General features: G+C 71.3%; 20 protein-coding genes. 16 read left to right on the forward strand and 4 right to left on the reverse strand.

Annotated features, from left to right (window positions below):
* The first annotated feature begins 10 nt into the window (after positions 1-10).
* From nuoE to recQ, 11 genes are all read left to right on the forward strand, one after another.
* Positions 11-826 (forward strand): NADH-quinone oxidoreductase subunit NuoE, encoded by an 816-nt coding sequence (nuoE, locus tag OG710_RS17600; RefSeq protein WP_330242278.1) that lies wholly within the window; start codon positions 11-13, stop codon positions 824-826.
* A complete protein-coding gene (nuoF, locus tag OG710_RS17605) occupies positions 826-2,190 on the forward strand; it encodes an NADH-quinone oxidoreductase subunit NuoF (protein WP_330240192.1) in 1,365 nt (454 codons plus the stop codon). Before nuoE ends, nuoF begins: the two co-directional genes overlap by 1 nt.
* Complete coding sequence (locus OG710_RS17610; protein ID WP_330240193.1) at positions 2,187-4,694, forward strand: NADH-quinone oxidoreductase subunit G; 2,508 nt, start codon at positions 2,187-2,189, stop codon at positions 4,692-4,694. The genes nuoF and OG710_RS17610 overlap by 4 nt, the downstream gene beginning before the upstream one ends.
* The gene (gene nuoH, locus OG710_RS17615; RefSeq protein WP_330240194.1) at positions 4,691-6,094 is read left to right on the forward strand and encodes an NADH-quinone oxidoreductase subunit NuoH; all 1,404 of its coding nucleotides are present in this window, start codon (positions 4,691-4,693) and stop codon (positions 6,092-6,094) included. The genes OG710_RS17610 and nuoH overlap by 4 nt, the downstream gene beginning before the upstream one ends.
* Complete coding sequence (gene nuoI / locus OG710_RS17620) at positions 6,087-6,791, forward strand: NADH-quinone oxidoreductase subunit NuoI (RefSeq protein ID WP_330240195.1); 705 nt, start codon at positions 6,087-6,089, stop codon at positions 6,789-6,791. The genes nuoH and nuoI overlap by 8 nt, the downstream gene beginning before the upstream one ends.
* Positions 6,788-7,615 (forward strand): NADH-quinone oxidoreductase subunit J, encoded by an 828-nt coding sequence (locus OG710_RS17625; protein WP_111337201.1) that lies wholly within the window; start codon positions 6,788-6,790, stop codon positions 7,613-7,615. The genes nuoI and OG710_RS17625 overlap by 4 nt, the downstream gene beginning before the upstream one ends.
* The gene (nuoK, locus tag OG710_RS17630) at positions 7,612-7,911 is read left to right on the forward strand and encodes an NADH-quinone oxidoreductase subunit NuoK (RefSeq protein WP_018101339.1); all 300 of its coding nucleotides are present in this window, start codon (positions 7,612-7,614) and stop codon (positions 7,909-7,911) included. Before OG710_RS17625 ends, nuoK begins: the two co-directional genes overlap by 4 nt.
* A 14-nt stretch (positions 7,912-7,925) precedes the next feature.
* Positions 7,926-9,821, forward strand: coding sequence for an NADH-quinone oxidoreductase subunit L (gene nuoL / locus OG710_RS17635; RefSeq protein ID WP_330240196.1), 1,896 nt, complete (start codon positions 7,926-7,928; stop codon positions 9,819-9,821).
* Between the two features lie 4 nt (positions 9,822-9,825).
* Positions 9,826-11,397: an NADH-quinone oxidoreductase subunit M gene (locus OG710_RS17640; protein ID WP_330240197.1), complete on the forward strand. Its 1,572-nt coding sequence runs from the start codon at positions 9,826-9,828 to the stop codon at positions 11,395-11,397.
* Entirely contained in the window at positions 11,394-13,058 is a 1,665-nt protein-coding gene (nuoN, locus tag OG710_RS17645) for an NADH-quinone oxidoreductase subunit NuoN (RefSeq protein ID WP_330240198.1), read from the forward strand. Before OG710_RS17640 ends, nuoN begins: the two co-directional genes overlap by 4 nt.
* 168 nt (positions 13,059-13,226) lie before the next feature.
* Positions 13,227-15,188: a DNA helicase RecQ gene (gene recQ / locus OG710_RS17650; protein ID WP_330242279.1), complete on the forward strand. Its 1,962-nt coding sequence runs from the start codon at positions 13,227-13,229 to the stop codon at positions 15,186-15,188.
* A 13-nt stretch (positions 15,189-15,201) separates the two neighbouring features.
* On the opposite strand, the gene fahA is transcribed toward recQ, so the two are convergent.
* The 3 genes from fahA to OG710_RS17665 all read right to left on the reverse strand — a co-directional run bounded on the left by fahA (position 15,202) and on the right by OG710_RS17665 (position 20,076).
* Positions 15,202-16,431, reverse strand: a complete 1,230-nt coding sequence (gene fahA / locus OG710_RS17655) for a fumarylacetoacetase (protein ID WP_330240199.1) — start codon at positions 16,429-16,431, stop codon at positions 15,202-15,204.
* Between the two features lie 141 nt (positions 16,432-16,572).
* Positions 16,573-18,567: a CocE/NonD family hydrolase gene (locus OG710_RS17660; protein ID WP_330240200.1), complete on the reverse strand. Its 1,995-nt coding sequence runs from the start codon at positions 18,565-18,567 to the stop codon at positions 16,573-16,575.
* A gap of 9 nt (positions 18,568-18,576) precedes the next feature.
* Positions 18,577-20,076 (reverse strand): peptide MFS transporter, encoded by a 1,500-nt coding sequence (locus OG710_RS17665; RefSeq protein WP_330240201.1) that lies wholly within the window; start codon positions 20,074-20,076, stop codon positions 18,577-18,579.
* Between the two features lie 157 nt (positions 20,077-20,233).
* Between OG710_RS17665 and OG710_RS17670 the strand changes: the two genes are divergently transcribed.
* From OG710_RS17670 to OG710_RS17690, 5 genes are all read left to right on the forward strand, one after another.
* The gene (locus OG710_RS17670; protein WP_111337215.1) at positions 20,234-21,244 is read left to right on the forward strand and encodes a polyprenyl synthetase family protein; all 1,011 of its coding nucleotides are present in this window, start codon (positions 20,234-20,236) and stop codon (positions 21,242-21,244) included.
* 230 nt (positions 21,245-21,474) lie between these two features.
* Positions 21,475-22,731, forward strand: a complete 1,257-nt coding sequence (locus OG710_RS17675) for a LolA family protein (protein WP_330240202.1) — start codon at positions 21,475-21,477, stop codon at positions 22,729-22,731.
* Positions 22,732-22,828: 97 nt separating this feature from the next.
* On the forward strand, positions 22,829-23,866 hold the full coding sequence (locus tag OG710_RS17680; RefSeq protein WP_330240203.1) for an ABC transporter ATP-binding protein: 1,038 nt from the start codon (positions 22,829-22,831) through the stop codon (positions 23,864-23,866).
* Positions 23,853-24,773, forward strand: a complete 921-nt coding sequence (locus OG710_RS17685) for an ABC transporter permease (protein WP_330240204.1) — start codon at positions 23,853-23,855, stop codon at positions 24,771-24,773. The genes OG710_RS17680 and OG710_RS17685 overlap by 14 nt, the downstream gene beginning before the upstream one ends.
* 206 nt (positions 24,774-24,979) lie before the next feature.
* Positions 24,980-25,570, forward strand: a complete 591-nt coding sequence (locus OG710_RS17690) for a TetR/AcrR family transcriptional regulator (RefSeq protein WP_330240205.1) — start codon at positions 24,980-24,982, stop codon at positions 25,568-25,570.
* A 7-nt stretch (positions 25,571-25,577) separates the two neighbouring features.
* On the opposite strand, the gene OG710_RS17695 is transcribed toward OG710_RS17690, so the two are convergent.
* A complete protein-coding gene (locus OG710_RS17695; RefSeq protein WP_330240206.1) occupies positions 25,578-26,384 on the reverse strand; it encodes an HAD family hydrolase in 807 nt (268 codons plus the stop codon).
* Between the last annotated feature and the right edge of the window lie 30 nt (positions 26,385-26,414).

Consider the following 26,414-nt stretch of genomic DNA (forward strand, 5'->3'; position numbering starts at 1 on the left):
CAGTCTGGGGATGCCGCAGCTCCCCGCCCCCGCCTACCCGGCCGAGGTGCGCGCCAGGCTCGAAGCGGATGCGAAGGAGGTGATCGCCCGCTACCCCGGCAGCCGCTCCGCGCTGCTGCCGCTGCTGCACCTCGTGCAGTCCGAGGAGGGCTACGTCTCCCGTACGGGCATGGCGTTCTGCGCCGAGATGCTCGACCTCACCACCGCCGAGGTCACCGCGGTCGCCACCTTCTACACGATGTACCGCCGCAAGCCCAGCGGCGACTACCAGGTCGGCGTCTGCACCAACACGCTCTGCGCCGTCATGGGCGGCGACGCCATCTTCGACCGGCTCAAGGAACACCTCGGCGTCGGCAACGACGAGACGACCGACGACGGCAAGGTGACGCTCGAACACATCGAGTGCAACGCCGCCTGCGACTTCGCGCCCGTCGTGATGGTCAACTGGGAGTTCTTCGACAACCAGACCCCCGAGAGCGCGACGCAACTCGTCGACGACCTGATCGCCGGCCGCACCGTCGAGCCCACCCGCGGCGCACCCCTGTGCACCTACAAGGAGACCGCCCGCATCCTGGCCGGCTTCCCCGACGAGCGCCCCGGCGCCGTCGAGGCGTCCGGCGGCGCGGGGCACGCCTCGCTCATGGGCCTCAAGCTCGCCAAGGGCGAGGCCGCACCGAAGGCCCGCGTCGTGGGCCCGCGCGGTGAGGCACCCGGCGACCAGCCGCAGAAGGGCGCCGAGCACCTCAGCTCCCACGACGCACCGCAGCAGACCTCGGCATCCGACCCGGACTTCCCGGCCGGGCCCGCCGCCGAGGAGGGGGAGTGATGACGGTGGCCACCGAACTCAACCAGAACGGGACCAGCCCCGAGAAGCTGCTCGCACCCGTCCTGTCCGCCTTCTGGGACCAGCCGAACTCCTGGACCCTGGACACCTACCGCCGCCACGAGGGGTACGAGGGACTGCGCAAGGCCCTCGCCATGTCCCCGGACGACCTCATCGCGTACGTCAAGGAATCCGGTCTGCGCGGCCGCGGCGGCGCCGGCTTCCCCACCGGGATGAAGTGGCAGTTCATCCCGCAGGGCGACGGCAAGCCGCACTACCTCGTCGTCAACGCCGACGAGTCGGAGCCGGGCACCTGCAAGGACATCCCGCTCCTCTTCGCCAACCCGCACAGCCTCATCGAGGGCATCGTGATCGCCTGCTACGCGATCCGCTCCTCGCACGCCTTCATCTACCTGCGCGGCGAGGTCGTCCCCGTCCTACGCAGGCTGCACGAGGCCGTGCGCGAGGCGTACGAGGCGGGCTACCTCGGCAAGGACATCCTCGGCTCCGGACTCGACCTCGAACTCACCGTCCACGCCGGCGCCGGCGCGTACATCTGCGGTGAGGAGACCGCGCTGCTCGACTCCCTCGAAGGACGGCGCGGCCAGCCCCGGCTGCGCCCCCCCTTCCCCGCGGTCGCCGGTCTGTACGCCTGCCCCACCGTGGTGAACAACGTCGAGTCCATCGCCTCGGTTCCCGCGATCCTGAACAAGGGCAAGGACTGGTTCAAGTCGATGGGCAGCGAGAAGTCCCCCGGCTTCACGCTGTACTCGCTCAGCGGCCACGTCGCCGGACCCGGACAGTACGAGGCCCCGCTCGGCATCACGCTGCGCCAGCTCCTCGACATGAGCGGCGGCATGCGCCCCGGCCACCGCCTCAAGTTCTGGACGCCCGGCGGCTCCTCCACCCCGATGTTCACCGAGGAACACCTCGACGTCCCCCTCGACTACGAGGGCGTCGGCGCCGCCGGGTCCATGCTCGGCACCAAGGCGCTCCAGTGCTTCGACGAGACGACCTGCGTGGTGCGGGCCGTCACCCGCTGGACCGAGTTCTACGCCCACGAGTCCTGCGGCAAGTGCACCCCCTGCCGCGAGGGCACCTACTGGCTCGTCCAGCTCCTCCGCGACATCGAGGCCGGCAAGGGACAGCTGTCCGACCTCGACAAGCTCAACGACATCGCCGACAACATCAACGGCAAGTCGTTCTGCGCCCTCGGCGACGGCGCCGCCTCGCCGATCTTCTCCTCGCTCAAGTACTTCCGCGACGAGTACGAGCAGCACATCACCGGCAAGGGCTGCCCCTTCGATCCCGCCAAGTCGACCCTCTGGGCCGACGACAAGAACGCTCACCAGGGGGTGAACGCATGACAGTCACCACGAGTGCGCCCTCCGGGGGCGGCGAAGCGGCCATCCCGCCCGAGGACCTCGTCACGCTGACCATCGACGGCATCCAGATCAGCGTGCCCAAGGGCACCCTGGTCATCCGCGCCGCCGAACTCCTCGGCATCGAGATCCCGCGCTTCTGCGACCACCCCCTCCTCGACCCGGCCGGCGCCTGCCGGCAGTGCATCGTCGAGGTCGAGGGCCAGCGCAAGCCGATGGCGTCCTGCACCATCACCTGCACCGACGGCATGGTCGTCAAGTCGCAGATCACCTCGCCGGTCGCCGAGAAGGCGCAGCGCGGCGTGATGGAGCTGCTGCTCATCAACCACCCGCTGGACTGCCCGGTCTGCGACAAGGGCGGCGAGTGCCCCCTGCAGAACCAGGCCATGTCGCACGGCGACGCGACCTCCCGCTTCGACGGGAAGAAGCGGACGTACGAGAAGCCCGTGCCGATCTCCACCCAGGTGCTGCTGGACCGCGAGCGCTGCGTCCTGTGCGCACGCTGCACCCGGTTCTCCAACCAGGTGGCCGGCGACCCGATGATCGAGCTGATCGAGCGCGGCGCGCTCCAGCAGGTCGGCATCGGCGAGGGCGACCCGTTCGAGTCGTACTTCTCCGGCAACACCATCCAGATCTGCCCGGTCGGGGCCCTGACCTCGGCCGCGTACCGGTTCCGCTCCCGCCCCTTCGACCTGGTCTCCACACCCTCCGTGTGCGAGCATTGCTCCGGCGGCTGCGCCACCCGCACCGACCACCGGCGCGGCAAGGTCATGCGCCGCCTCGCGGCCAACGACCCCGAGGTCAACGAGGAGTGGCTCTGCGACAAGGGCCGCTTCGGCTTCCGCTACGCCCAGCAGCGCGACCGGCTCACCACCCCGCTGGTGCGCCGCGAATCCGGCGAACTGGAACCGGCGAGCTGGCCCGAGGCGCTGGCCGCGGCCGCCGCCGGACTCTCCGCCGCACGCGGCCGGACCGGCGTCCTCACCGGCGGCCGGCTCACCGTCGAGGACGCCTACGCGTACAGCAAGTTCGCGCGGGTCGCCCTGGACACCAACGACATCGACTTCCGGGCCCGCGTGCACAGCGGCGAGGAGGCCGACTTCCTGGCCTCGCGCGTCGCCGGGCGCGGCCGGGACCTGGACGGCAGCGGTGTCACCTACACCTCGCTGGAGCAGGCGCCCGCCGTGCTCCTGGTCGGGTTCGAGTCGGAGGAGGAGGCGCCCGGCGTCTTCCTGCGGCTGCGCAAGGCCCATCGCAAGCACGGGCAGCGCACCTACTCCATCGCCTCGCACGCCACCCGCGGTCTGGCGAAGGCGGGCGGCGTCCTGCTTCCCGCCGCGCCCGGCACCGAAACCGAGTGGCTGGACGCCATCGCGGGCGGTGTCGGCCTGGACGGCGAGGGCGCCGCGGCGGCCGAGGCGCTGCGCGGTGAGAACGCGCTGATCGTGGTCGGCGAGCGGCTGGCCGGGGTGCCCGGCGGGCTGACCGCCGCGGTCCGGGCCGCGACCGCGACCGGGGCCCGGCTGGTGTGGATTTCGCGCCGGGCGGGCGAACGCGGCGCGGTGGAGGCGGGCGCGATCCCGTCGCTGCTGCCCGGCGGCCGCCCGGCCACCGACCCGCGCGCCCGCGACGAGGTCGCCGCCGTCTGGGGCGTCGCCCAGCTGCCGTCCCGCTTCGGCCGCGACACCGGCCAGATCGTCGAGGCCGCGGCCACCGGCGAACTGGGCGCGCTGCTCGTCGCCGGTGTCTCCACCGAGGACCTGCCGGACCCGGCGCGGGCCCTGGAGGCGCTGGACCGGGTCGGCTTCCTGGTCTCGCTGGAGCTGCGCCCGAGCGAGGTCACCGACCGCGCCGACGTGGTGCTCCCGGTCGCCGCGGTGGTCGAGAAGTCGGGCACCTTCCTCAACTGGGAGGGGCGGGCGCGGATGTTCGAGGCCGCGCTGAAGCCCGACCAGATGACCCGCAACCTCGCGCCGGGCGACGCGCGGGTGCTGCACATGCTGGCCGACGCCATGGACGTGGGCTTCGCGCTCCCGGACCTCGCGGCCGCCCGCCGCGAGCTGGACCGGCTCGGCGGCTGGCAGGGCGGTTACGCGGACGAGCCGCGGACCTCGGCGCAGCCGCTGCCCCGGCCCGGCGACGGCGAGGCGATCCTGGCCGGCCACCGGATGCTGCTCGACCTGGGCCGCCTCCAGGAGGGCGACACGGCGCTCGCCGGCACCCGGCACGAGGCGGTGGCCCGGCTCTCCGCCGCCACGGCCGCGGAGACCGGCGTGAAGGAGGGCGACCCGCTCGCGGTGTCCGGCCCCGCCGGCAGCGTCGAACTGCCGCTCCGGATCACCGACATGCCGGACCGGGTGGTCTGGGTGCCGCTGAACTCCACCGGGCGGGGTGTGCCGGCCGCGACCGGGGCGAGCCCCGGCGGCGTGGTCCGGATCGGCCCCGCCGCTGCCGGTATCCCCGACGTCACACCGGAGGTGCGGGCGTGACCGCCTTCGCTCAACTGGCCGCGGCACCGCACGGTTCGGTGCTCGCCGCCGAGGACCTGTCGATGTTCGGCAACGACCCCTGGTGGCTCGTCGTCATCAAGGCCGTGTTCTGCTTCGCGTTCCTGATGGTGACCGTGCTCTTCTCCATCGTGTGGGAGCGCAAGGTCGTTGCCTGGATGCAGCTGCGCATCGGCCCCAACCGGCACGGCCCCTGGGGCATGCTCCAGTCGCTGGCCGACGGCATCAAGCTGATGCTCAAGGAAGACGTCATCGTCAAGCGCGCGGACAAGGTCGTCTACGTCCTCGCCCCGATCGTCGCCGCCATCCCGGCGTTCATGGCCATCGCGGTCATCCCGTTCGGCCCGGCCGACAACCAGGTCTCGATCTTCGGCCACCGTACGGCGATGCAGCTCACCGACCTGCCGATCGCGATGCTGTACATCCTCGCGGTGGCCTCGGTCGGCATCTACGGCATCGTGCTGGCCGGCTGGTCGTCCGGCTCGACCTATCCGCTGCTCGGCGGGCTGCGCTCCTGCGCGCAGATGATCTCGTACGAGATCGCGATGGGCGCCGCGTTCGCGTCGGTGTTCCTCTACTCCGGGTCGATGTCCACGTCGAAGATCGTGGAGGCGCAGGAGGACCGCTGGTTCATCATCCTGCTGCCGGTCTCCTTCATCATCTACATCGTCACGATGGTCGGTGAGACCAACCGCGCCCCGTTCGACATGCCGGAGTCCGAGGGCGACCTCGTCGGCGGCTTCAACACCGAGTACTCGTCGATCAAGTTCGCGATGTTCATGCTCGCCGAGTACGTCAACATGGTCACCGTCGCCGCCGTCTCCACCACCCTGTTCCTGGGCGGCTGGCGGGCCCCGTGGCCGATCAGCACCTTCTGGGAGGGCGCGAACCAGGGCTGGTGGCCGATGCTCTGGTTCGTCGTCAAGGTCCAGCTGCTGCTGTTCTTCTTCATCTGGCTGCGCGGCACCCTGCCCCGCGTCCGCTACGACCAGCTGATGAAGCTCGGCTGGAAGGTCCTGATCCCGGTCTCCGTCCTCTGGCTGATGCTGGTCGCGACGGTGCGGGCGCTGCGCAACGAGGGCTACGACTTCTCGAAGATCCTGCTCTACGTGGCCGGTGCCGTGATCGCGATCCTGCTGATCTCCTTCGTCGCCGACATCTTCCGCGACAAGAAGGAGAAGGCCGCAGCGGCCGCGGCGGAGCCCGAGCCGGCGTTCGACCCGATGGCGGGCGGATTCCCGGTGCCGCCGCTGCCCGGACAGACCCTGCCGCCGGTGCCGAGGCGCAGGCCGCGCCGCGAGCGGGAGCTCGTTGTCAGTGGTGGCGTGGATACTCAGAGTGACGGAAATCCGAGTGACGGAAAGGAGGCCGACGGTGTCTGAACTGCCTGATTCGCCGGGGTCCAAGAGGCCGGCGAAGTCCACCGGGCCTACGGGGTCGGCGTCCTCGCAGTCCTCCCAGTCCTCGGAGGACAAGTTCCTGAATCCGGTGGCCGGCTTCGGCGTGACCTTCAAGGCCATGTTCAAGAAGCGGCTGACGGAGCAGTATCCGGAGACGCCGAAGGTGACGGCGCCCCGCTTCCACGGCCGCCACCAGCTCAACCGCCATCCGGACGGGCTGGAGAAGTGCGTCGGCTGCGAGCTGTGCGCCTGGGCCTGTCCGGCCGACGCGATCTACGTGGAGGGCGCGGACAACACCGACGAGGAGCGCTACTCGCCGGGGGAGCGCTACGGCCGCGTCTACCAGATCAATTACGCGCGCTGCATCCTGTGCGGACTGTGCATCGAGGCGTGCCCGACCCGCGCGCTCACGATGACCAACCAGTTCGAGCTCGCCAACACCACCCGCGAGAGCCTCATCTACACCAAGGACGAGCTGCTCGCGGGCCTGGAGGAAGGCATGGTCGACAGCCCGCACGCGATCTTCCCCGGCACGGACGAGCAGGACTACTACCGGGGCCTGGTCACCGAGGCCGCCCCCGGTACGGAGCGTCAGGTCGCCGTGTCCAAGGGCGAGAAGCCGACCGACGAGGCCGGCGGGGACCGCGGCGCCGCGCAGGAGCAGGAGGTGGACGCATGACCGGCCTGGCCGCAGCGGCCTCACAGACCTCGACCGGCGAGGCCGTCCAGTTCTGGGTGCTCGGCACGATCGCCGTGATCGGCGCCCTGTCCACGGTGCTGTTGAAGAGGGCGGTGCACAGCGCGCTGAGCCTCGCCGGGACGATGATCATCCTGGCGGTGTTCTACCTCGCCAACGGCGCCTACTTCCTCGGCATCGTGCAGATCGTCGTCTACACCGGCGCGATCATGATGCTGTTCCTCTTCGTGGTCATGCTCGTCGGTGTCACCGCGGCGGACTCGCTCAAGGAGACGCTCAAGGGCCAGCGCTGGCTGGCCGCCGGATGCGGCCTCGGCTTCGGCGTCCTGCTGATCGCCGGTATCGGCAACGCCTCGCTGACGACGTTCAGCGGCCTGGGCACCGCCAACACCGCGCACGGCGGAAACGTGGAGGGGCTCGCCAGCCTCATCTTCACCAAGTACGTCTTCGCCTTCGAGATCACCGGCGCCCTGCTGATCACCGCCACGGTCGGCGCGATGGTGCTCACGCACCGCGAGCGCACCGAACGCGCCAAGACCCAGCGGGAACTGTCCGAGGAGCGCGTGCGGAGCAACCACCTCCCGCCGCTGCCCGCCCCCGGTGTCTACGCCCGGCACAACGCCGTGGACATCGCGGGCCTGCTCCCCGACGGCACCCCGTCCGAGCTGACCGTCATGGGAACGCTGCGCAAGCGCGGCCAGATGCGTGACGTGTCCCAGGAATCACTGGCCGGCCTCAAGGCACTGGAGCAGCGCTCCGGTGAGCGGCTGGGCCGGGACACCGAAGAAGAGGAGGTCGCCAAGTGAATCCGGTCAACTACCTCTATCTCGCCGCCCTGCTGTTCACCATCGGCGCGGCGGGGGTGCTGATCCGGCGGAACGCGATCGTGGTGTTCATGTGCGTGGAGCTGATGCTCAACGCCTGCAACCTCGCGTTCGTCACCTTCTCCCGTATGCACGGCAACCTCGACGGCCAGATCATCGCCTTCTTCACGATGGTCGTCGCCGCCGCGGAGGTCGTGGTCGGGCTCGCGATCATCGTGTCGCTGTTCCGTTCCCGCCACTCGGCCTCGGTCGACGACGCCAGCCTGATGAAGTTGTAAGGGGCGCTTGAACTGTGGAGAACCTCATTGCGCTGCTCGTCGCGGCGCCCCTGCTCGGGGCAGCGGTGCTGCTCTGCGGTGGCCGGCGCCTCGACCGCGCCGGGCACTGGCTCGGCACCCTGCTCGCCGCCGCCTCGTTCGTCGTGGCCGTGGTGCTCTTCGCCGACATGCTCGGCCGGGGCGCCGAGGACCGCGCGCTGCACCAGAAGCTGTTCAGCTGGGTGCCCGTCGAGGGCTTCCAGGCCGACCTGGCCTTCCAGCTCGACCAGCTGTCGATGACCTTCGTCCTGCTGATCACCGGTGTGGGCACGCTGATCCACATCTACTCGATCGGCTACATGGAGCACGACGAGCGCCGGCGCCGCTTCTTCGGCTATCTCAACCTGTTCCTCGCGGCGATGCTGATCCTGGTCATCGCCGACAACTACCTGCTGCTGTACCTCGGGTGGGAGGGCGTCGGTCTCGCGTCGTACCTGCTCATCGGCTTCTGGCAGCACAAGCCCAGCGCGGCCACCGCCGCCAAGAAGGCGTTCCTGGTCAACCGCGTCGGCGACATGGGCCTGTCGATCGCGATCATGCTGATGTTCACCACCTTCGGCACGTTCGCCTTCGGCCCCGTCCTGGAGTCGGCCGGTGAGGCGAGCGAGGGCAAGCTGACGGCCATCGGCCTGATGCTGCTGCTCGCCGCCTGCGGCAAGTCGGCCCAGGTGCCGCTGCAGTCCTGGCTCGGCGACGCGATGGAGGGCCCGACCCCGGTCTCCGCCCTCATCCACGCCGCCACCATGGTCACCGCGGGCGTCTACCTCGTCGTCCGCTCCGGCGCCATCTTCAACGGCGCCCCGGACGCGCAGATGGTCGTCGTGATCGTCGGCGCGGTCACGCTGCTGTTCGGTGCGATCGTCGGTTGCGCGAAGGACGACATCAAGAAGGCCCTCGCCGGTTCCACGATGTCGCAGATCGGCTACATGATCCTGGCCGCCGGGCTCGGCCCCATCGGCTACGTCTTCGCGATCATGCACCTGGTGACGCACGGCTTCTTCAAGGCCGGGCTCTTCCTCGGCGCCGGTTCGGTCATGCACGGCATGAACGACGAGGTGGACATGCGGAAGTTCGGCGGCCTGCGGAAGTACATGCCGGTCACTTTCATCACCTTCGGCCTCGGCTACCTCGCGATCATCGGCTTCCCCGGCCTGTCCGGCTTCTTCTCCAAGGACAAGATCATCGAGGCGGCCTTCGCCAGGGGCGGCACCGAGGGCTGGATTCTCGGCTCCGTCGCCCTGCTGGGCGCCGCGATCACCGCGTTCTACATGACGCGCGTGATGCTGCTGACCTTCTTCGGCGAGAAGCGCTGGCAGCCCGACGCCGAGGGCAACGCGCCGCATCCGCACGAGTCCCCGAAGTCCATGACCATCCCGATGATCGTGCTGGCCTTCGGCTCGGTCTTCGCCGGTGGCTTCTTCTCCATCGGGGACCGCTTCCTGCACTGGCTGGAGCCGGTCACCGGCCACGACCACGGGGACGCCCCGATCGGCGCGGCCACCGTCACCGCCGCCACCATGGTGGTGCTCGTCGTCGGTGTCGCCATCGCCTGGGCGATGTACGGCCGCAAGCCGGTTCCGGTGACCGCCTCGCGCGGCTCGCTCCTCACCCGCGCCGCGCGCCGCGACCTCCTCCAGGACGACTTCAACCACGTGGTCCTGGTCCGCGGCGGCGAGCACCTCACCCGCTCCCTGGTCTACGTCGACCACACCCTGGTCGACGGTGTCGTCAACGGCACCGCCGCCGCCATGGGCGGGCTCTCCGGCCGGCTGCGCAAACTGCAGAACGGCTACGTCCGCTCCTACGCGGTCTCGATGTTCGGCGGTACGGCGGTTCTCATCGCCGCGACCCTGCTGATGAGGGCGGTCTGATCACATGTCCTTTCCCCTCCTGACAGCGACGGCGGCGCTCCCGGCGATCGGCGCCGTCGCCACCGCCGCCGTCCCGGCGGCCCGGCGCACCGCGGCCAAATGGCTCGCGCTGGCCTTCTCGCTGGGCACGCTCGTCCTCGCGGGCATCGCGCTCGCCCGCTTCGAGCCCGGCGGCGACCGCTTCCAGCTCACCGAATCGCACGCCTGGATCAAGGACTTCGGCGTCCGCTACGAACTGGGCGTGGACGGCATCGGGGTGGCGCTCATGGCGCTCACCGCGCTGCTGATCCCCTTCGTCATCCTGGCCGGCTGGCACGACGCCGACGACCTGGAGACGAAGTCCTCGCGCTGGCGCCCCACCCAGGGCTTCTTCGCCCTGATCCTGATGGTGGAAGCGATGGTGATCCTCTCCTTCGAGGCCACCGACGTCTTCCTCTTCTACATCCTGTTCGAAGCCATGCTCATCCCGATGTACTTCCTCATCGGCGGCTTCGGCGACCGGGCGCACTCCGGCAGCGACGAGAACGCGGCGGCGCAGCGCTCGTACGCCGCGGTCAAGTTCCTCCTGTACAACCTGGCCGGCGGGCTGATCATGCTGGCCGCGGTGATCGGGCTGTACGTGGTCGCGGGCTCGTTCTCGCTCTCCGAGATCGCCGAGGCCCGCGCCAACGGCTCGCTCTCCATGTCGACCAGCACCGAGCGGTGGCTGTTCCTCGGGTTCTTCTTCGCCTTCGCGGTGAAGGCCCCGCTGTGGCCGCTGCACACCTGGCTGCCCAACGCCATGGGCGAGGCCACGTCCCCGATCGCGGTGCTGCTCACCGCCGTCGTGGACAAGGTCGGCACGTTCGCGATGCTCCGCTTCTGCCTCCAGCTGTTCCCGGAGGCCAGCAAGTGGGCGACGCCGGTGATCCTGGTCCTGGCGCTGATCAGCATCATCTACGGGGCGCTGCTCGCGGTCGGCCAGCGCGACATCAAGCGGCTGATCGCCTACGCGTCCATCTCGCACTTCGGGTTCATCGTGCTCGGCATCTTCGCGATGACCAGCCAGGGCCAGTCGGGCGCGACGCTGTACATGGTCAACCACGGCCTCTCGACGGCCGCGCTGATGCTGGTGGCGGGCTTCCTGATCACCCGGCGCGGCTCCCGGCTCATCGCCGACTACGGCGGGGTGCAGAAGGTGGCCCCGGTGCTCGCCGGCACCTTCCTGATCGGCGGACTGGCCACGCTGTCGCTGCCGGGGCTCGCCCCGTTCGTCAGTGAGTTCCTGGTCCTGGTCGGCGCGTTCGCCGCGTATCCGGCGGTCGGCATCGTCGCCACGGTCGGCATCGTGCTCGCCGCGCTCTACGTCCTGGTGCTCTACCAGCGCACCATGACGGGCCCGGTCAAGGCCGAGGTGCAGGGCATGACGGACCTCAAGGTCCGTGAGCTGGTCGTGGTCGTCCCGCTGATCGCGCTGCTGCTGTTCCTGGGTGTCTACCCGAAGCCGCTGACCGACATCGTCAACCCGGCGGTCCAGCACACCATGTCGGACGTACAGAAGAAGGACCCCCAGCCCGAGGTGGAGGCCGCCAAGTGAGCGCAACAGCTGTCCACAGTCTGTGGACGACGGCGAGCGGGGTGACGACCTTCGCCGCGGACAAGAAGTTCGAGGCCCCGGTCATCGAGTACACCCAGCTGGCCCCGATCCTGATCGTGGTCGGGGTCGCCGTCCTCGGGGTCCTGGTCGAGGCATTCGTGCCGCGCCGCGCCCGGTACCACACCCAGCTCTTCCTGACCGTGGCCGCGCTGGTCGCCGCGTTCGCCGCGGTGGTCGGCCTGGCGACCGACGGTTACGCGACGACGAAGGCGCAGCTCGCCGCGATGGGCGCCATCGCGGTGGACGGGCCCTCGCTGTTCCTCCAGGGCCTCATCCTGCTGACGTCCCTGGTCGCCGTCTTCACCTTCGCCGAACGGCGGCTCGACCCCGAGTCGCACGGCAGCCGCGTGGACTCCTTCGCCGCGCAGGCCGCGTCCGTGCCCGGCAGCGACAGCGAGAAGGCCGCCGTCCGGGCCGGGTTCACCACCACCGAGGTCTTCCCGCTGGTGCTGTTCTCGGTGGCCGGCATGCTGGTCTTCCCGGCGGCCAACGACCTGCTGACGCTGTTCGTGGCCCTGGAAGTGTTCTCGCTGCCGCTCTACCTCCTGTGCGCCGTCGCCCGCCGCAAGCGGCTGATGTCGCAGGAAGCGGCCGTGAAGTACTTCCTGCTCGGCGCGTTCTCCTCGGCGTTCCTGCTGTTCGGCATCGCCCTCCTCTACGGGTACGCGGGCTCCGTCTCGTACGCCCGCATCGCCGAGGTGGTCGACGGCTCGATCCAGCAGATCGACCCGGTGCTCGCCGACACCATGGGCAACGACACGCTGCTGCTCATCGGCGGCGCGATGATCCTGACCGGCCTGCTCTTCAAGGTCGGCGCCGTCCCGTTCCACATGTGGACCCCGGACGTCTACCAGGGCGCCCCGACGCCGGTCACCGGCTTCATGGCCACGGCCACCAAGATCGCCGGGTTCGGCGCGCTGCTGCGCCTGCTGTACGTGGTGGTGCCGGGCCTCACCTGGGACCTGCGGCCGGTCATGTGGGGCGTCGCCATCCTCACGATGGTGGGCGGCGCGGTCGTCGCGGTCACCCAGACCGACATCAAGCGGCTGCTGGCCTACTCCTCGATCGTGCACGCCGGGTTCATCCTGGCCGGTGTGATCGCGGCCACCCCGGAGGGCATCTCGTCCGTCCTCTTCTACCTCGTCACGTACTCCTTCGTGACGGTCGGCGCCTTCGCCGTCGTCACCCTGGTGCGGGACGCGGGCGGCGAGGCGACGCACCTGTCGAAGTGGGCCGGGCTGGGCCGCCGCTCGCCGCTGGTCGCCGCGGTCTTCGCGGTGTTCCTGCTGGCCTTCGCCGGTATCCCGCTGACCTCGGGCTTCTCCGGCAAGTTCGCGGTGTTCAAGGCGGCGGCGGACGGCGGCGCGAGCGGCCTGGTCGTGGTCGGTGTGATCTCCTCGGCGATCGCCGCGTTCTTCTACATCCGGGTCATCGTGCTGATGTTCTTCAGCGAGCCGAAGGCGGACGGCCCCACGGTCGCCGTCCCGTCCCCGCTGACGATGACCACGATCGCGATCGGCGTCGCCTTCACGGTGGTGCTGGGCGTGGCCCCGCAGTACTTCCTGGACCTGGCGAGCCAGGCCGGGGTGTTCGTGAGGTAACCGCGCGGCCGTACGGGAACGCCGGACGGGCTTGGCACCCTTGGGGGAAGTCAAGCCCGTCCGGCGTTGTCACAGGCGGCGCTTATGGTGGCAGGGAGAGCGCTGGACGCAGCGGGAGCGGTGCGGTACCGGGGGAACAGAGCGATGAGCGGGACGGGCGTGACGGACATGACCATCGACGGGACCACGGGCGGGGCGGCCGCCGCGGCCGAGAGCGAGGCGCGGCGCACGCTGCACCGCGTCTTCGGTTACGAGGCGTTCCGCGGCGAGCAGGAGGCGATCGTCGACCACGTGGTGGCCGGTGGGGACGCCGTCGTGCTCATGCCCACCGGCGGCGGCAAGTCCCTCTGCTACCAGATCCCGGCCCTGGTCCGGCGCGGCACCGGCGTCGTGATCTCCCCGCTGATCGCCCTCATGCAGGACCAGGTGGACGCGCTGCGGGCGCTCGGCGTGCGGGCCGGCTTCATCAACTCCACGCAGGACTTCGACGAGCGCCGCTCGATGGAGGCCCAGTTCGTCGCCGGCGAGCTGGACCTGCTCTACCTCGCCCCGGAACGGCTGCGCCTCGACACCACGCCGGCGCTGCTGGCGCGCGGCGAGGTCTCCGTCTTCGCGATCGACGAGGCGCACTGCGTCGCCCAGTGGGGCCACGACTTCCGCCCCGACTACCTCGCCCTGTCCGTCCTCGGCGAGCGCTGGCCGGACGTCCCGCGCATCGCCCTGACGGCCACCGCGACGAACGCCACGCACCAGGAGATCACCCAGCGCCTCGGCATGCCCGACGCGAAGCACTTCGTGGCCAGCTTCGACCGGCCCAACATCCAGTACCGCATCGTCGGCAAGGCGGACCCGAAGAAGCAGCTGCTCTCCTTCCTCAAGGAGGAGCACACCGGGGACGCGGGCATCGTCTACTGCCTGTCCCGCGCGTCCACGGAGAAGACCGCCGAGTATCTCTGCCGCAACGGCATCGAGGCCGTCCCGTACCACGCGGGGCTCGACGCCGGGACGCGCGCGGCCCACCAGTCCCGCTTCCTGCGCGAGGAGGGCCTGGTCGTCGTGGCGACGATCGCCTTCGGCATGGGCATCGACAAGCCGGACGTCCGCTTCGTCGCCCACCTGGACCTGCCCAAGTCCGTCGAGGGCTACTACCAGGAGACCGGCCGGGCCGGCCGTGACGGCGCCCCGTCCACGGCGTGGATGGCGTACGGCCTCCAGGACGTCGTCCAGCAGCGCAAGCTCATCCAGGGCGGCGAGGGCGACGAGGCCTTCCGCCGCCGGGCCGCCGCCCATCTGGACTCGATGCTGGCCCTGTGCGAGACCGCGCAGTGCCGCCGGGCCCAGCTCCTCACGTACTTCGGTCAGGAACCGGCCGCCGCCTCCTGCGGCAACTGCGACACCTGCCTCACCCCGCCCGAGACCTGGGACGGCACGGTGGCCGCGCAGAAGCTGCTCTCCGCCGTGGTCCGCCTCAAGCGCGAGCGGAACCAGAAGTTCGGGGCCGGCCAGATCGTCGACATCCTGCTCGGCCGCCGCACGGCGAAGGTCATCCAGTTCGACCACGACCAGCTCTCGGTGTTCGGCATCGGTGAGGAGCTGAGCGAGGCGGAGTGGCGCGGTGTGGTCCGCCAGCTCCTCGCCCAGGGCCTCCTGGCCGTCGAGGGCGAGTACGGCACGCTGGTCCTCACGGAGGCGAGCGGCGCGGTCCTGGGCCGGGAGCGCGAGGTCCAGCTCCGCAAGGAGCCGAAGAAGCCGGCCGCCTCCCGGTCCTCGTCCGGCCGGGGCGAGCGCAAGCCCAAGGCGGCGGTCGCCGCGGATCTCCCCGAGACGGCCGTCCCGGTCTTCGAGGCCCTGCGCGCCTGGCGCGGCGCCCAGGCCAAGGAGCTGGGCCTCCCGGCCTATGTGATCTTCCACGACGCGACCCTGCGCGAGATCGCCACGGTCCGCCCGACGACGCTCGGCGAGCTGGGCGGCATCAGCGGCCTGGGCGAGAAGAAGCTGGCGACGTACGGCGAAGCGGTGCTGGAGGTGCTGTCCGGCCTCGCCGCGGACACCCCGGACACCCCGGCCCCCGCCGCTCCCGCTCACGACGCCGAGTTCGGCTGGGACGAGGAGCCCCCGGAGTACGAGTGAGCCGGCCGCCCCGTCAGCCTGCCGGGACCACCCGGCCCGATACCTCGCCCAGGCCCACCCGGGTGCCGTCCGGGCCGGGGGCCCAGGCGGTGAGGGTGACCGTGTCGCCGTCCTCCAGGAAGGTGCGGCTGCCGTCCGGGAGGTCCAGCGGGTCGCGGCCGTTCCAGGTGAGTTCGAGGAGGCAGCCGCGCTGGCCCGGCTCCGGCCCGCTGACCGTGCCCGAGGCGTACAGGTCGCCGGTGCGCAGTGAGGCGCCGTTGACGGTCAGCTGGGCGAGCTGCTGCGCGGCCGTCCAGTACATCGTGGCGAACGGCGGCTCCGCGACCACGTGCCCGTTGATCGCGACGGACATCCGCAGGTCGTAGCCGCCGGGCTCGTCCTCGGCGGAGTCGTCCAGATAGGGGAGGACCGGCAGGTCGCGGGCGGGCGGCGCGGTGCGGGCGGCGTCCAGGGCCTCCAGCGGGGTGACCCAGGCGGCGACGGAGGTCGCGAAGGACTTGCCCAGGAACGGGCCGAGCGGGACGTACTCCCAGGCCTGGATGTCGCGCGCCGACCAGTCGTTGAGCAGCGAGATCCCGAAGACGTGGTCCCGGAAGTCGGCCAGCGGCACGGGCGTGCCCTGCTCGGAGGGGGTGCCGACGACGAAGCCGACCTCCGCCTCGATGTCGAGCTTCACGGACGGGCCGAAGACGGGCGCCTGGTCGGCCGGGGCCTTGCGCTGTCCGGCCGGGCGGACGACCTCGGTGCCGGAGACCACGACGGTGCCCGCGCGCCCGTGGTAACCGATCGGCAGGTGCTTCCAGTTGGGGGTGAGGGGCGACTCGGCGTCCGGGCGGAAGATCCGGCCGACGTTGGAGGCGTGGTGCTCGCTGGCGTAGAAGTCCACATAGTCCGCGACCCGGTACGGCAGATGCAGCGTCACCGTGTCCAGGTGGTGCAGCAGCGGCTCCATGTCCGCGCGGTGGGCGGGGACGGTCACCCAGGCGGTCAGCGCGCGGCGCACATCGCGCCAGGCGGTGCGCCCGGCCCCGAGCAGGGCCATCAGGTCGGGCTGGGCCAGCAGTCGGGCGTAGGGCGATCCGAGGGCGAGCGCGGCGGCCCCGGCGTCCAGGACGTGGTCGCCGATGCGGACGCCGACGCGCGGCTCCGGCCGGTCGGGGGTGGAGAACACGCCGTAGGGCAGGTTGTGCGGGCCGAAGGGATCGTCCTCGGGCACATCGAGCGGGCTGCTCTGCTCGGGCATCTGTCGCTGCCTCGCTTTCCGGGTCGCGTGCGGTGATTCCCCAACCCTCCCCCGTACCCCGGAGAGTACGCCTCACGTGCGTCGTCACCGAACAGGGCGCGGATCACCCGGCACTGCGCGGATCACCCGGCACTGCGCGGATCACCCGGAGGTGCGCGGGATGCTCTTCTCCCAGGTGCGGTGGAAGACGACCTCGCCGCCCTCGGTGCAGACGACCTCGTTGCTGGTGTGGAAGGCGTCGGCGTCGGCGGTGATCTCGGAGCGGGTGTCGATCTGCACGTCCCAGGACATCTCCGGCCGGTGCAGCCGGATCGTCCAGTCGGAGCGGGTGCGCGCGGAGAGCGGGTCGTCCTGCCGGATGGTGTACGTCTCCCTCGCGTCCTCGGTGAACTCCAGGCCGTCCGGGTAGACGCGGGTGCCGCCGTAGCGCGGGTCCACCTCCAGGCGCCACTCGCCCGCGGCGACATCGCGGACCACCAGCCGCTCCGGGCGCGGCGTGTCCAGCGTCTCGGGGTACACCACGCCCAGCGGTTCGGCCTGCTCCGGCTCCTCGAAGGAGATCGCGGGGTCCTCGGTCTCCCCGCGCACCGGGAGTTCGACGAGGCTGCCGTCCGCCTCCAGGGTGAAGCCCGCCGAGCCGGCCTGCGGCCAGATCCAGGGCCAGTACGAGGAGGAGACGGCGAGCCGGATGCGGTGGCCGGGCGGGAAGGTGTGGCCGATGCCGTTCAGCTCGAAGGTGACGTCCTCGGTGGCGCCGGCGGGCCAGTCCTCGGTGCGGTCGCGGCCGTTGCGGGCGGCCAGGTTGAGCGCGCCGCGCGTGACGAGGGTGGAGGAGCCGTCCGGGGCGACGTCGCAGAGCCGGGCGATGGCTTGGCCGCGCGGCACGTCCATCCGGATGCGCAGCCGCACCCTGGGCCGGCCCAGGATCTCGATGGGCGCGTCGGCCACCGGGAACTCGAAGCAGAGCGACTTGGCGTCCTCGTCGCGCTGGTCGGGCGGCAGGTCGGCGTCGTTGCCGAAGGGGAAGAAGCGTCCGGCGTCGAGCCCGGTCTGCTGCGGCGAGCGGACGAGCTGCGGGCCGCCCTGGAGGGCGTACGCCACCGGGGTGATGTTCTCCGAGGGCCAGGTGCTCTCGCCGACCCAGCGGCCGGGCAGCGTCTCGTAGACGGTGGCGGGCGGGTGCGACTCGCTGATCCAGGCCCGCAGCAGCGGCTCCTCCAGGACCCCGGTGTCCTTGTCCTTGAGGTGCTGGTCCCACCAGCGCAGGGTCTCCTGGAGGAAGCCGATGGCCGGTCCGGGCGGCAGCCCGCGGTCGGGGTACTGGTGCGACCAGGGCCCGATGATGCCGCGCACCCGCGCCGGGTCCAGGTGCTCGACGAGCCGGAGGACGGTGTCGCGGTAAGGGTCGTGCCAGCCGCCGACCGCGAGGACGGCGGCCTCGACGGCCGAGTAGTCCTCGCAGACGCTGCCGTGCTTCCAGTAGGCGTCGCGGGTCTGGTGGGCGAGCCAGGTGTGGATGAAGGGGTCCACCGCCTCCAGCCGGTCGAGCCACATCTGCCGCCAGTCGTCGCCGACGTCCGCCGGGTCGGGCGGCCGGCAGACGAAGGCCAGCATGGTGGCCGCCCAGGCGTGCATGTCCACGGCGAGGACCGAGCCGCCCATGTAGTGGACGTCGTTGTCGTAGCGGTCGTCGGTCGAGCACACGGTGACGACGGCCTTCAGCGGCTCCGGGGCCAGCGCGGCGAGCTGGAGCGAGTTGAAGCCGCCCCAGGAGATCCCGAACATGCCGACCCGGCCGGAGCACCACTCCTGCTGGGCCAGCCAGTGGATGACGGCGACCCCGTCCGCCAGCTCCGTCGCGTCGTACTCGTCGCCCGGCATGCCCTCGCTGTTGCCGTGGCCGCGTACGTCCACCCGGACCGAGGCGTAGCCGTGTCCGGCGTACCAGGGGTGGCGCTGCCAGTCGCGCGGCGCGGTCCAGTCGCTCAGCCGGTACGGCAGGTACTCCAGGAGCGCGGGCACGGGTTCGTCCGTGACCGGCCGCCAGATCCGCGCGTACAGCTGGGTGCCGTCCGCAAGGGGGATGTAGAGGTCCTCGTGGGTCGTCTCGTACGGGAACGCGGTCTGGATGTGCATGGGCGTACCTCAGTGGACGGGGTGCATGGTGCGCTTGAGCCAGGGGGCGGCGGCGATGACGGCCACGCCGGCCGCCACCGCGACAGCGCCGTTGACACCGAAGTAGGCGGGGTTGGACACCTCGCCGTACAGCTTCACGATCTGGGCCTGGATGCCGTTGGCGAGGGCCAGCGAGAGGAACCAGAGCGCCATGGTCTGGCTGGCGAACGCCTTCGGGGCGAGCTTGGTGGTCGCCGACATGCCGGAGGTCTCCAGCAGGATGTCGCCGAGTCCGAGGAGCAGATAGGAGCCGACGATCCACCAGGCGGCCATCTTGTAGGTGTCGCCGGAGTGCCCGGAGGTGGGCAGGACCATCAGCAGGAAGGAGAGGCCGCCCAGGATCACTCCGATGGCGATCTTGTTGGAGGCGTGCGGCTGGCGCGGCCCCATCTTCGCCCAGACGGCCGCGACCACCGGGGCGAGCGCCACCTCGAAGGCGCCGAGCGCGGAGGCGTACCAGCTCGCCGGGAAGTGGAAGCCGAAGATCTCGGTACGGGCGTTGGTCGAGGCGAGCAGCATCATCGTCGAGTACGCCTGGAAGAGGATGAAGTTGAACACCACGGAGGCCAGGAAGAGCACCACGTACGGGCGCAGCCTGCCGCGTTCGGCGGCGGTGACCCGGGGGCTGCGGAACATCACCGCGAAGTAGACGACGGGCGCGATCACCGAGATCAGGGTGAGCAGGTCCACGAACCGGTCCATGGTGAGCCACCCGGCCAGGGCCAGCGCGGTGGCGACGGCCGCGACGACGACGGCCCCGGCGGCGATCAGCCGGACGGCGCGGCGCATGGGGCCGGGGGCCAGCGCGAATTCGGCGGTGTGCTTTCGCCCGGCCAGGTGACGGCGGCCCGCCACGTACTGGATGAGGCCCAGCGTCATGCCGAAGGCGGCGGCCGAGAAGCCCCAGTGCCAGCTCGCGTGGTCGCCGAGCCAGCCGGTGATCAGCGGTCCGAGGAACGCGCCGATGTTGATGCCCATGTAGTAGAGGGCGAAGCCCGCGTCCCGGCGCTCGTCGTCCGTCCGGTAGAGCTTGCCGACCATCGTGGCCACATTGGGCTTGAGCAGGCCCGTACCGGCGCTGATCAGTCCGAGCCCGACCCAGGTCATCGCGTCCGTGGGCACCGCCATGGCGTAATGGCCGCAGGCGATCAGGATGCCTCCGTAGAGCACCGCCCGGTACGAGCCGAGGATGCGGTCGGCCAGCCAGCCGCCGGCCACCGACACCAGATAGACCAGCGTGCCGTACGCGGCCGAGACGGAGGCGGCGGTCCCGGCCTCCATGCCCATGCCGCCGTGTGCGACCGTGTCCGCGAAGTAGAGGACGAGGATCGCCTGCATGCCGAGGAACGAGAACCGCTCCCAGACCTCCAGGCCGGACAGGGTCATCAGGCCCCGTGGCTGGCCGAAGAAGGCGTGGTCGTCGGCCGGCGGCGGCTGCTCCGGTTCCGTGGCGGCGGCGGTGTGGGACAAAACGGCAACTCCTGATCGTATGAGCTGATCTCGAACATACCGGCGGTGGCGGGAAGGCGCCCACGGTGATCCAAAGACGACCGGATACGCTGACATCAGTGGTTGACAACGACACATCGACATTCCGTGTGATCGTCAGCAGACAGGAGATCCCCTCGTGACCGTCGTCGGGCCGTTCGGACTGAGCGTGCGGGACCAGGCTCTTGAGGCCGGTGTCCAGGCCGGTTTGGCTGCTGTCGAGTCGGGCCTGCTCGAAGCCACCAAGAGCGACGTGCCCTTCATCACGGAAGCCGCCCAGCACCTGGTGCGCGCGGGCGGCAAGCGGTTCCGTCCGCTGCTCGCGATGCTGGCCGCCCAGTTCGGCGACGCCGACGCGCCGGGCGTGGTGCCCGCCGCCGTCGTCGTGGAGCTGACCCACCTCGCGACGCTGTACCACGACGACGTCATGGACGAGGCCGATGTGCGGCGCGGTGTGCCCAGCGCCAATTCCCGCTGGGGCAACTCGGTCGCCGTACTGACCGGCGACTTCCTCTTCGCGCGCGCCTCGCACATACTGGCCGACCTGGGCCCGGAGGCCGTCCGCATCCAGGCGGAGGCGTTCGAACGCCTGGTCACCGGCCAGATCCTGGAGACGGCCGGCCCGCGCGACGGCCGCGACCCGGTGGCGCACTACCTGGAGGTGCTCAGCGGCAAGACCGGCTCGCTGATCGCCGTGGCCTGCCGGTTCGGCGCGATGATGTCCGGCGCCGACGAGTCCACCACGGACATCCTCACCCAGTACGGTGAACGGCTCGGTGTCGCCTTCCAGCTCGCCGACGACGTCCTGGACATCGCGTCGGACTCCCACGAGTCCGGCAAGACCCCCGGTACGGACCTCCTGGAGGGCATCCCGACCCTCCCCGTCCTGCATCTGCGGGCGCAGGCGGCGGCGGACGGCAAGCCGGACGACCTGGCCCTCGTCGAACTGCTCGACGGCGACCTCGGCGACCCGGACCGGCTCACCGAGGCGCTGCGCCTGCTGCGCGCGCACCCGGCGCTGGCCCGGGCCCGCCGGGACACCGTGCGGTACGCGCAGGAGGCGCGGGCCACGCTGGGGCCGCTGCCCGAGTGCTACGCCAAGCTCGCCCTGGAAGAGATGTGCGACGCGGTGGTCCACCGCGCCGGCTGACGCCTCTCCCGGAGCCCGCGCGGCCCCAACCCCTACTGGACGGGGGAGAATCGGCGCTCCATCGTCATACCGAAGAGGTACGCGGAGTTGCTCCCCCGGGTTGACGCTTTCCGCAGCCCGTTTTGGTCGGATGGAGACACAACCACTCCTGACCAAAACGGGTGAGAATGGCGGCACGGAGTGGGCGAGCGCATCCCGAGGAAGCCGCCGACCACGGAGGTAGGGCACACATGGCACCGAACGACAGCGCGGAGACCACCGGCACGGCCGCCGGTCAGAGCGCCGGGCGCCGCCGCAGGGCGGCCCGCTACATCGTCCCCGTCGCGGTGGCGGGGGTGGCGGCGGCGACGATCGGTCTGGTCCCGGCGCTCGCCAGCTCCGGCGACCCCGACCTGCCGGAGATCACCGCGCAGGAACTCATCGAGAAGATCGCCGCTTCGGACACCGAGCAGTTCTCCGGCACGGTGAAGATCAGCACGGACCTGGGCATCCCCTCCGTGGGCGGCCTGGCCGGCTCCTTCCTGTCCGACGCGGGCAAGAGCGGGCGCGGCGGCGAGGACACGTCGAGCGCCGACCCGCAGAGCAAGCTCACCGAGCTGGCCTCCGGCACGCACACCCTGCGCGTCGCCGCGGACGGCCCCGACAAGCAGCGGCTCTCCATCCTGGACGACGCCGCCGAGTACAGCCTGATCCACAACGGCGACCAGGTCTGGGCGTACGACAGCGCGACCAACGCGGTGTACCACGCGGAGGCCGACGGCAAGGACAAGGCCCCGCGCCACCAGGACCGGGTCGTCCCCGAGGGCGTCCCGACCACCCCGAAGGCCCTGGCCGAGCAGGCGCTCGAAGCCGCCGACGGCACCACGTCCGTCACGGTGGACGGCACCGCGCGGGTCGCCGGGCGCGACGCGTACCGCCTGGTCCTCAAGCCGGAGCAGAGCGGCTCCACGGTGGGCTCGATCACCGTCGCCGTGGACGCGGAGAACGGCGTGCCGCTCAAGTTCACGCTCCGGCCGAGCAGCGGCGGCAAGGCCGTCGTGGACGCCGGTTTCACGTCGGTCGACTTCGGGAAGCCCGCCGCGTCCTCCTTCACCTTCACCCCGCCCAAGGGCGCGAAGGTCACCGAGGCCGACGAGGCGGCCAAGGGCCACGAGAAGGACGCCCGCGAGGCCACCGAGAAGGCCCGCGGCGACCTGCGCGCCTTCGAGGACGAGGGCGCCCCGAAGATCATCGGCAAGGGCTGGAACAGCATCGCCGAGATCAGGACCCCGGGCGGCGCCGACCTGCCGACCGAGGCGACGAAGGGCGTCCCGCCGCAGGCCCAGCAGTTCCTGGACGCCCTCGGCGACAAGGTCACCGGCAAGTTCGGCTCGGGCACCGTCTTCAAGACGCGCCTGATCAACGCGCTGATGACGGACGACGGCCGGATCTATGTCGGCGCGGTCACCAAGGACGCGCTGGTCGCCGCGGCGAACGACGCCGGCTGACGCACCGCGGTACCCCTTCCGCCCCGCCCCGCCGCGCGCACCTCGCGCGGCGGGGCGGAGCGCGACCGCAGACCGTACGACCCAGTGGGGAGCACACATGGCAGGGCCCGACAGCGCGCCCACCGAGCGGCCCGTGACCGGCGCACCCGACAGCACGACGGACACCGCGTCCGATGCCGCACCCGATGCCGCGTCGGACAGCGCGCCGCCCGTGATCGAGGCGCGCGGGCTGACCAAGCGCTACCGGGGCGGGCAGCTCGCCGTGGACGGGCTCGACCTCACGGTCCCCGGCGGCAGCGTCTTCGGCTTCCTCGGGCCCAACGGCTCGGGCAAGACGACGACGATCCGGATGCTCATGGGCCTGATCGCCCCGACCTCCGGCACCGCCCGCGTCCTCGGCCGCCCCATGCCGGACGCCGCGCGCACGGTGCTCCCCGAGGTCGGCGCGCTGATCGAGGGCCCCGCCCTGTACGGGTTCCTGAGCGGCCGGGACAACCTGCTGCGCTACGACACCGCCGACCCCACCGCCGACCCGCGCACCCGCGCCGCACGCGTCGGCGACGCGCTGGAACGGGTCGGGCTGGGCCAGGCGGCCGGCAAGAAGGCGCGCGCGTACTCACTGGGCATGAAACAGCGCCTCGGCCTCGCCGCCGCCCTGCTCAGACCGCGCCGGCTGCTCGTCCTGGACGAGCCGACCAACGGCCTGGACCCGCAGGGCATGCGCGAGATCCGCGCCCTGGTCCGCGAGCTGGCGGCGGACGGCACCACGGTCTTCCTCTCCTCCCACCTGCTGGACGAGATCGAGCAGGTGTGCAGCCACGCGGCGGTGATGGCACGGGGCCGGCTCCTCACCCAGGGCCCCGTCACCGGCCTCGCCACCGGTGGCCGGCTCGCCGTCACCACACCGGACCCGGCCGACGCCGCCCGCGTACTCAAGGAGCACGGGATCACGGGCATCACACTGGACGGCGACCGGCTCCGGGCGGACGCCCCGCCGGGCACGGTGGAACTGGCCGACCTGAACGCGGCCCTGGTCCGGGACGGCGTACGGGTGCGCGCGTTCGGCGTGGAGCGGGCGTCCCTGGAGGACGCGTTCGTGGCTCTGACGGGAGAGGGATTCGATGTCGCAGGCTGAAACGGGGGCCGCGGGGGCCGGGGCCGGGCGATCCGGGGCCGAGCGATCCGGGGCCACCGGGCGCAACCCCTTGTGGACGTTCGGCATCCTCCGCTCCGAGCTGGTCACCACGCTGCGCCGCTGGCGCACCCTCGCCCTGCTCGGGGTGCTGGCAGCCGTGCCCGTCCTGATCGGGATCGCGGTGCGCATCGAGACGGCGGACGGCTCGTCGGCGGGGCCGGGCGGCGGGGAGGCAGGGCCGGCGTTCCTCTCCCAGGTCACCAACAACGGCCTCTTCCTGGTGTTCGCCGCGCTCGCCGCGACGCTGCCCGTCTTCCTGCCCATGGCGGTGGGCGTGATCGCGGGCGACGCGGTCGCCGGCGAGGCCAACGCGGGGACGCTGCGCTACCTCCTGGTCGCCCCCGCCGGGCGGACCCGGCTGCTGCTCGCCAAGTACGTGGCCACGCTCGGCTTCTGCCTGATCGCGACGCTCGTCGTGGCCGCCTCCGCGCTGGCGGTGGGCGCGCTGCTGTTCCCGGTGGGCGAGGTCACGACGATCTCGGGGACGACGATCGGCTTCGGCGAGGGCCTGGCACGGGCGGGGCTCGTCGCCGTGGTCGTGGCGGCGTCCCTCACCGGCTTCGCGGCCCTCGGCCTGTTCATCTCGACGCTCACCAACAGCGGCATCGCGGCCATGGCGGCGACGGTCGGCCTGCTGATCACCGTCCAGATCGTGGACAGCATCCCGCAGCTGAGCGGCATCCACCCCTACCTGTTCCCGCACTACTGGCTGTCCTTCTCGGACCTGGTGCGCGACCCCGTCTACTGGGACGAGGTGGTGAAGAACCTGGGGCTCCAGGCGGTGTACGCGGCGGTGTTCGGCTCGGCGGCCTGGGCGCGGTTCACGGCGAAGGACATCACGGCCTGAGAACGGCCCGAGAGGCGGGGGCGGCAGCCGTACCGTCGGCCGGCGAGCCGTCCCCCGATCGGCTCGTCGCGGCACGAACGGCACGAACGGTGCGGAAACGAAAGGAACGAGCCGACACGGTACGTTCCGTTTCCGCCAGTGCATTGTTCGGGTTATCACGACGGGCTGTCAACAAGGATTGGCTCGAACACACCTATGCTCACCGAATGAACACATCGCCGAGTTCGCTGCGCCGGAGCGAGAGCTCACGCAGGGCGACGCTGCAAGCGGCCCTGGACCTGTGTACGGAGCGGGGCTACGGCCGGGTCACGATCGAGGGCATCGCGGCGCGGGCGGGCGTCAGCAAGAAGACGATTTACCGCTGGTGGCCCTCCAAGAGCGCGATTCTGCTGGAGGCGTTCACGGAGATGCTGGTGTCGGCGACCCCGTTCATCGACACCGGGGACGTCGCGCAGGACCTGCGCACCCACATCACGGGCGCGGTCGCGGTCCTCGACGTACCCCCGTTCGGCCCCGCCTACGCGGGCATCCTCTCCGAGCTGCACCACGACGACGAGCTGGCCGAAACTGTACGCACGCAGCTCATCGAACCCCGCTTCGAGGAGGCGGTCGGCCGGCTCCGCAGCGCACAGAGCCAGGGGCAGATCCCACCGGACGCGGATCTGCGGCTGGCGGTCGAGATGCTGTACGGCCCGCTGTACTACCGCCACGTGCTGCGCAAGCCGATGCAGACGGCGCAGGAGGTGGCGAACCTGGTGGACCACGTGCTGCGGTCGCTGGGGGCGACAGTGGGCTGAGCGCGCCTCAGCGGAAGAGACGTTCCAGCACGACGGCTATGCCGTCCTCCTCGTTGGACAGCGTGACCTCGTCGGCCGCCGCGCGCAGGGCCGGGTGGGCGTTGCCCATCGCGACGCCGTAGCCGCAGGCGCGGAACATCGGCAGGTCGTTCGGCATGTCACCGAAGGCGATCGCGGACGCCGGGTCCACCCCCAGCTCCTCGGCGGCAAGCGCGATCCCGACGCCCTTGTCGACGCCGTACGGCTGGAGCTCGACGGTTCCGGGACCGGAGTGCGTCACGGTCGCCAGGTCCCCGACGACCGCGCGGGCCTCGGCGGTCAGCGCCTCGTCGCTCAGCTCCGGATGCCCGATGAGCACCTTGATCACCGGCGCGGCCCACAGCTCGCCCCGGTGCCGGGTCCGCTGCGCGGGCAGCGTGGCGTGCGCCGGCCGGTAGCCGGGCTCGGCCAGCGTCAGCCCCTCGGGCCCGTCCTGGTCCACCGCCGCGAACACCGGGCCCACCTGCGCCTCGATCTTCCCCAGCGCGGCGTCGGCCGTCTCCCGGTCCAGCGTCACGGCCCGGACCGTACGCCGCGCCCCGGCGTCGTACACCTGCGTTCCCTGCCCGCACACGGCGAGCCCCCGGTACCCGAGCCCGTCGAGCAGCGCCCGTACGCCCGGCACGGGCCGCCCGGTGACGACGAGATGCCGGGCCCCGGCCCCTCGTACCCGGTCCAGCGCGGCCCGCGACCGCGGACTGACGGTGTCGTCGCCGCGCAGCAGGCTGCCGTCCAGATCGGTGGCGACGAGGGAGTACGGGGGCGGGGTGAGCATGCCGACCAGCGTAGGCGGTGCCCTCGCAGC

The sequence above is a fragment of the Streptomyces sp. NBC_00525 genome, from assembly GCF_036346595.1.
Lineage (GTDB): Bacteria > Actinomycetota > Actinomycetes > Streptomycetales > Streptomycetaceae > Streptomyces.

Coding starts and splice junctions, on each gene's coding strand:
- nuoE (WP_330242278.1), top strand. CDS start 11: ATGCCGCAGCTCCCCGCCCCCGCCTACCCGGCCGAGGTGCGCGCCAGG.
- nuoF (WP_330240192.1), top strand. CDS start 826: ATGACGGTGGCCACCGAACTCAACCAGAACGGGACCAGCCCCGAGAAG.
- OG710_RS17610 (WP_330240193.1), top strand. CDS start 2,187: ATGACAGTCACCACGAGTGCGCCCTCCGGGGGCGGCGAAGCGGCCATC.
- OG710_RS17625 (WP_111337201.1), top strand. CDS start 6,788: ATGACCGGCCTGGCCGCAGCGGCCTCACAGACCTCGACCGGCGAGGCC.
- OG710_RS17640 (WP_330240197.1), top strand. CDS start 9,826: ATGTCCTTTCCCCTCCTGACAGCGACGGCGGCGCTCCCGGCGATCGGC.
- recQ (WP_330242279.1), top strand. CDS start 13,227: ATGACCATCGACGGGACCACGGGCGGGGCGGCCGCCGCGGCCGAGAGC.
- fahA (WP_330240199.1), bottom strand. CDS start 16,431: ATGCCCGAGCAGAGCAGCCCGCTCGATGTGCCCGAGGACGATCCCTTC.
- OG710_RS17660 (WP_330240200.1), bottom strand. CDS start 18,567: ATGCACATCCAGACCGCGTTCCCGTACGAGACGACCCACGAGGACCTC.
- OG710_RS17675 (WP_330240202.1), top strand. CDS start 21,475: ATGGCACCGAACGACAGCGCGGAGACCACCGGCACGGCCGCCGGTCAG.
- OG710_RS17680 (WP_330240203.1), top strand. CDS start 22,829: ATGGCAGGGCCCGACAGCGCGCCCACCGAGCGGCCCGTGACCGGCGCA.
- OG710_RS17685 (WP_330240204.1), top strand. CDS start 23,853: ATGTCGCAGGCTGAAACGGGGGCCGCGGGGGCCGGGGCCGGGCGATCC.
- OG710_RS17690 (WP_330240205.1), top strand. CDS start 24,980: ATGAACACATCGCCGAGTTCGCTGCGCCGGAGCGAGAGCTCACGCAGG.
- OG710_RS17695 (WP_330240206.1), bottom strand. CDS start 26,384: ATGCTCACCCCGCCCCCGTACTCCCTCGTCGCCACCGATCTGGACGGC.